The following is a 471-nucleotide window of genomic DNA, read 5'->3' as shown; positions in this document are numbered from 1 at the left end:
ATCTCACTATCATCAGATAGCTTAGGCTTATAGTAATAAGCGGTTCGACTCATGCAGACAACCTGACAACTAACTGCAATGCTGACATCATACTGCGCCTGTAATTCTTGCGCCCAGACTTTGCGCTCGGGTACAGGCGCTATAGCTTTTTTATGATATCTTCCTGCATCTGCGCTTTGAGGCTTAAATCAGCATACATCTGTTTGAGTCTGCGGTTTTCTTCTTCAAGCTCTTTTAGTCGTTTGACGTCAGACGCTTCCATACCTCCATACTTGGATCGCCATTTGTAAAATGTCGAACTAGCAATACCGTATTTACGGCACAGCTCTTTAGCAGGTATCCCAGCTTCTGCTTCTTTTAATATCGATACGATTTGGGTCTCAGTCATTCGTTTGCTCATATCAAAACTCCTTATGGGTATTTTATAAGAAATTCTACGTTTGAGCTGTGTTATTTTAGGGGATAGTTACA

1 protein-coding gene is annotated in these 471 nt (G+C 41.6%); it reads right to left on the bottom strand.

The annotated features are described in order from the left end of the window. Positions 1 to 139 precede the first annotated feature (139 nt). Positions 140 to 400 carry a transposase gene (locus tag ACT3SX_RS15535; protein ID WP_444761873.1) on the bottom strand — a complete coding sequence of 87 codons (261 nt, stop codon included), beginning with the start codon at positions 398 to 400 and terminating at the stop codon, positions 140 to 142. Positions 401 to 471: the final 71 nt, after the last annotated feature.

This window comes from Psychrobacter sp. AOP31-B2-9, assembly GCF_052378005.1.
Classification (GTDB): domain Bacteria; phylum Pseudomonadota; class Gammaproteobacteria; order Pseudomonadales; family Moraxellaceae; genus Psychrobacter.
The sequence above is the reverse complement of the archived record's forward strand: the minus strand, read 5'-3'. Positions and strand labels throughout refer to the sequence as shown.